Below are 788 nucleotides of genomic sequence, written 5' to 3' on the forward strand. Positions count from 1 at the left end.
CTGCGAACACAATGATCAGGCCCTTGGCGACCTGCTGGTAATAAGAGGACACGCCGAGCAGGTTCAGCCCGTTGTTGATCACCCCGATCAACAGTGCGCCGAACAGCGTGCCGACAATGCTGCCGGTGCCGCCCGACAAGCTGGTGCCGCCGATCACCACGGCGGCAATCGCGTCCAGTTCATAAGACACCCCGGCCTGGGGCAGGGCAGAGGTGGTGCGGGCCGAGAGCACCACGCCGGCCAGTCCGGCGAGCAGGCCCGAGACCACGTACACCGAGAACATCACCTTGCGCACGCCGATGCCTGAGGTGCGTGCGCTCTTTTCATTGCCGCCCACCGCGTACACATAGCGGCCGTAGGTCGTGTAGCGCAGCACCATCCAGAAGATCAGCGCAACCACGGCGAAGATGACGATTGGCACACCGATCGGGCCGATCTTGCCGATGCCCAGTGCCAGGTAGGCGTCGGGCAGGTCGGTGATCGGGCTGCCATCGTTGAGGATAAAGGTCATGCCGCGCGCGATGCTGAGCATGCCCAAGGTGGCCACGAATGGCGGGATCGAAAGGTTCGCGACCATGAAGCCGTTCACCACGCCGAGCATCGCGCCGGCAAACATTCCGGCACTGACCGCCGCCAGCACGCCGTACCCCTGGGTCGCGACCATGGCACTGCACAACCCGGCAAAGGCCAGGATTTGGCTTGAAAAAAAAAAAATAGACACGCTGAATCAAAAGCTTCGATTATTCTCTTAGTAAAATGTATCTGTCAATCATTTTACCAATTGCTAA

At 60.2% G+C, this 788-nt stretch carries 1 protein-coding gene; it reads right to left on the reverse strand.

Going from position 1 to position 788, the window contains the following annotated elements; genetic code table 11:
* The coding region (locus OMK64_RS21375; protein WP_272730125.1) for an ABC transporter permease at positions 1–664 on the reverse strand (664 nt) is incomplete at its 3' end.
* Between the last annotated feature and the right edge of the window lie 124 nt (positions 665–788).

The organism is Cellulomonas fimi, assembly GCF_028527925.1.
Lineage (GTDB): Bacteria > Actinomycetota > Actinomycetes > Actinomycetales > Cellulomonadaceae > Cellulomonas > Cellulomonas fimi_C.